We start from the raw sequence: 3,814 nt of genomic DNA on the forward strand, positions 1-3,814 counted from the left end.
TTGTCTCCTGAATTTTGTTCCACAACCTCAACTTCTTCATCATTTAATATAGCATAAGCTTTCATTCCATTTTCGCCACTACCGTGAACCTTCAATGCTCTTATAATAGTTGCCAAATCATCATCATTAGTTGTGATCATTCCACCATCACCAAAGCATCCCAAATTTTTTGTAGGGAAGAATGAGAAACAAGCTATATCCCCTAAATTACCAACATTTTTGCCCTTATATTGTGAATTAATTGCTTGTGCCGCATCTTCAACAACATACAAATTATGTCTTTTGGCAATATCATTTATTTCATCCATTTTACATGCATTTCCAAATAAATGAACACAAATAATTGCCTTTGTTTTGTCTGTAATCTTTTCTTCTATTTGAGAAGGATCGATATTATAAGTATCCAATTCAACATCACAAAACACAGGTGTAGCTCCGACAAATCTTATAGCTTCAGTTGTTGCAAAGAAAGTGTAATCAGTGGTTATAACTTCATCTCCTTCTTTGATTCCCAAAGACTTCAAAGCTATAATCAAAGCATCAGTTCCATTTCCAACAGTAATCGCATGTTTAACACCAATTTTTTCAGCTATTTCTTTTTCAAATTGTTTAACATTTTCACCCATTATATATTGTGCATTCTTGAAACACTCTAATACATTTGAGTTTACTTCTTCTTCAATGTCTTTATATTGTCTTTTCAAATTCAACAATGGTATATTCATTAAAATCCCCCATTTAAAGTTTTAAATATATCTTCCAATTTATCAGTTAAAATTTTGTAATCATAATTTGCTGCTGCTTCTTTAGAATTTTCACAAAATTGTTTATAATCAATATCTGTTAAATTATAAAAGTACAATATTCCTTCCTTTAAAGCATCTGCAGAACCACTTTTTACTGTCTTACCACAGTTAAATTTTTCAATAATATCATAATTACATTTTAAATTAGATAATATAGGTTTGTTTGCAGCTAAATACTCAAATAGCTTGTTAAAACTCATTCCATATTTATATAAATTAATATCTTGTCCAGTAATTACATTCAAATCTGATCTTGTAACTATAGAAGGTACATATCTTTTGTCAACAGAACCTTTAAAAACAACATTTTTTTGTGAATTTTCTCTAACTTTTTTTATAAGACTTGCTTCAAATTCACCTTTCCCATAAACAATAAGTTTTATATCTTCATAATCAGAAAGTTTATTCATTGCATCAATCAAAGTATCAACTTGATTTGCTCGTCCTAAAGCCCCTGTATAAACAACTTTAAAGATATTTTTATCATCTAAATCTACATCTTCCAAATGATATTTATTTATTGATTCATTGAAATCTTCTAGTACAACCCCATTATTTATGTGAAATACATTATCTCTATTAATTCCTCTTGATTTCAGATAGTCTTTTCCGCCCTCCATTGTGAATATTAAAGCATCTGAAGACTTATACACAGATTTCTCAATAGCATATAGGATTTTTGCCACAGGATGATTTTTACTGAACTTACCCATTTCTATAAAAGTTTCTGGCCATAAATCTCTAGTTTCACAAATTAATTTAGCGTGATTGTTTTTGGCTATTTTCCTTGAAGCTAACCAAGTTAAACTATGAGGTGCAGAACAATAAACAACATCAACCCCAGAGTATTTTTTAGATACTGACAATAGATTTTTATAGAATTGTATCATATTAATTACACGGTCTTTACCATTCCCAGTGTAATTTTTTGCCTTAATATATACAAATTTCAAGGAATCAATTATTTCTTCTTTATATTTTTTTTCATCATTAATCACATTTAAATCTGTTCCATGTGTAGTAGATGCTGTAAATAAAGTAACATTATGTCCTCTTTTTTGTAATTCTTTTGCAAAATTATAATGCCTTAAATATCTACCCTTCCCTGGAACATCAATATAATGATTTATAATCCAAATATTCATAAAACTCCTATAAAATCTTCAATGTTTGAAGAATTATTTTAATATCATTTAATAAATTAATATTTTCAATGTATTGTTTGTTTAGTTCGATTTTATTCGGCATAATTTCTTCCACATAAGTTTTTTCTGGATTGTCGGACTTGTCCAAAATTTCAGATTCATCTCTGTATTTTATACTTGCCAAATCAGTAATTCCTGGTCTAATCTTCAAAATATCTCTGTCCGAATCCGAATACATATCGACGTATTTTCTAACTTCTGGTCTCGGACCAACAAAGCTCATATCGCCGACTAATACATTGAATAATTGTGGAAACTCATCTAATTTAGTTTTCCTCAAAAACTTTCCTACTTTTGTTATTCTAGGATCGTCTCCAACTGTTATTGCCATTCCCAATTTTGGAGCATCCACAACCATCGTCCTAAATTTCAAAATCGTAAAATCCTTATTATTTTTCTTAACTCTTTTTTGTTTGAAAAACACAGGACCTTTTGAATCTAATTTTATAGCTATAGAAATTATAATCATTGGGATTGCCATAACCAAAATTCCAAATAAAGATGCTAAAATATCAAATAATCTTTTGATGAAAAGATTAAATTTGCTATTTTTAAGGATTTCATCTACTCGATTGTCCATATTATTTACCACTAACTATATCCTTGTAAGTTTCGATAACATAAGCTACTTCATCATCTGATAGTAATGTGTGTAGTGGCAATGTTATTTCGTTTTTGTATTGTTCAAAAGTATTAGGATAATCTTTTATGTCAAATCCTAAATTTTTGTATCCAGTCATCATCGCGATTGGCTTGTAGTGAACGTTCGTAGCAATACCTTTTTCTGCCATCTTGACGATTATATCGTTACGTGTTTCTTCGTCGATACCCTCAACTCTTGTTAAATACAAATGACCATTACTTGTATAATCTTTTCCAAAATGATTCAAATAACTAATTGATGTATTATCAAAACCATCGTTATACATTTCGATTATTTCTTTTCTTCTAGCTAATAAATCATCGTATCTTTCTAATTGTGCAAGTCCAATTGCCGCTAATATATCAGGCATATTGTACTTGTAATAAAGACCTTTAATGTCGTATTCCCATGCACCTAATTTTGTTTTGGCTAATGCATCTTTGTTTTGTCCATGTAAGGAATATAATTGTAAATCATTGTAAATCTTATCTACATCACCAATGTTTATAGCAAGCATTCCACCTTCAGCTGTAGTAAAGTTTTTAACAGCATGGAATGAGAAAGATGCTATATCTTGGAATGAGCCAATTTTTTTGCCTTTATAAGTTGAACCTAATGCATGAGCGCTATCAGAAATCAAAGCAACTCTTCCCAAAGATTCTTGTATTTCATTAGAAGGTCTGAATATTGATTTCTTAGCTTCAATTACTTCGTAAATTTTATCGTAATCAACAGGAACGCCTGCGATATCAACTGGAATAATAGCCTTTGTGTTTTCATTTATAGAATCATACAATTTATCATAATCCATAAAGTACGAATCTTTTTGAACGTCTACTAATTTTATTGTAGCATCCAAATGATCTATAACTGAACAGCTTGCAGTATAAGTGTAAGCCGAAGTAATACATTCATCTTTTTTACCATTTACGCCCAAAATTCTAAGCGCACATTCCAATGCAGCAGTTGCCGAATTAAAGCAACAAGTCTTTTTCGATTGTGTATATTCTTGTAAGTTTTTTTCTAATTGTTTGGTTTTTGGTCCAGTTGTAATCCAACCGGATTTTAATGCGTCTACCACTTCTTCAATTTCTTTATCAGAAATATCAGGTGGTGAAAATAAAATGTTCATAAACAACTCTCCTTATTTCACTAACTAT

General features: G+C 29.9%; 4 protein-coding genes. All 4 read right to left on the reverse strand.

Going from position 1 to position 3,814, the window contains the following annotated elements; all coding sequences use genetic code 11:
- A partial coding sequence (locus tag KHW44_RS07330) for a DegT/DnrJ/EryC1/StrS family aminotransferase (RefSeq protein WP_304067824.1) occupies positions 1-725 on the reverse strand: 725 nt, incomplete at its 3' end.
- Positions 725-1,951 carry a glycosyltransferase family 4 protein gene (locus KHW44_RS07335; RefSeq protein ID WP_304067827.1) on the reverse strand — a complete coding sequence of 409 codons (1,227 nt, stop codon included), beginning with the start codon at positions 1,949-1,951 and terminating at the stop codon, positions 725-727. The genes KHW44_RS07335 and KHW44_RS07330, both read right to left, overlap by 1 nt.
- Positions 1,952-1,958: 7 nt before the next feature.
- Positions 1,959-2,591 (reverse strand): sugar transferase, encoded by a 633-nt coding sequence (locus KHW44_RS07340; RefSeq protein ID WP_094203513.1) that lies wholly within the window; start codon positions 2,589-2,591, stop codon positions 1,959-1,961.
- A 1-nt stretch (position 2,592) separates the two neighbouring features.
- A complete protein-coding gene (locus tag KHW44_RS07345; RefSeq protein ID WP_304067831.1) occupies positions 2,593-3,786 on the reverse strand; it encodes a DegT/DnrJ/EryC1/StrS family aminotransferase in 1,194 nt (397 codons plus the stop codon).
- Positions 3,787-3,814 lie beyond the last annotated feature (28 nt).

It is taken from the genome of Finegoldia magna (assembly GCF_018371055.1).
GTDB classification, from domain to species: domain Bacteria; phylum Bacillota; class Clostridia; order Tissierellales; family Peptoniphilaceae; genus Finegoldia; species Finegoldia magna_I.

What these genes read in the sequence shown, in the direction of transcription:
- KHW44_RS07335 (WP_304067827.1), bottom strand. Translation starts at nt 1,951, where the DNA reads ATGAATATTTGGATTATAAATCATTATATTGATGTTCCAGGGAAGGGT.
- KHW44_RS07340 (WP_094203513.1), bottom strand. Translation starts at nt 2,591, where the DNA reads ATGGACAATCGAGTAGATGAAATCCTTAAAAATAGCAAATTTAATCTT.
- KHW44_RS07345 (WP_304067831.1), bottom strand. Translation starts at nt 3,786, where the DNA reads ATGAACATTTTATTTTCACCACCTGATATTTCTGATAAAGAAATTGAA.